This is a genomic window from Arthrobacter sp. 01L42, assembly GCF_056400005.1.
The window spans coordinates 1-446 of the sequence record NZ_JBFTSL010000055.1; the positions used below are offsets into that span (position 1 = coordinate 1).

Here is a 446-nt window from a genome sequence, read left to right on the forward strand (position 1 = left end):
TGGCAGCGTCGGGGCGCCGGGAAGTAAGCTCGGTCAAGGCTCGTAGTCCTGTCATCGATGAATGCGTCAAGAACATCCATCACAACAGGGCTACGGGCCCCTCGCGTCTAAAGACACGAGCCCGAATTCACCACCAACCGCGGAGAGCCGTCAACGACGTGGTCCCGGAGCCGTCCGGTGGAACGGGCACGGCGCGGGACCTGGGCGGTGGATTCAAAGAACGAGAGCCGCGGGCAGGCCCGTTCCTCGCAATGCCAGCGGTACTTGGACCAGAGCACCTCTACGGCGCCGGCGACAGGGATGTCCCGGATCCGCTGGAAGCGACGTTCCTTCCGCCGCGTCGCGACAACACCGCAGCTCGGGCAGCCCGGTGGCTGGTCTGTTTCAACGATGATCTGGCGCCGGCCATCAGCCAGCACGGTGGCGGAGATGACGCGGTAGTCGGG

Annotated in this window: 1 protein-coding gene; it reads right to left on the bottom strand. The window is 65.7% G+C overall.

The genetic code is table 11. The features are described 5' to 3' along the window. Positions 1-107: 107 nt before the first annotated feature. Positions 108-446 (bottom strand): transposase family protein (locus AC1DN2_RS21350; RefSeq protein ID WP_476851880.1); only part of this gene is annotated, 339 nt, incomplete at its 5' end.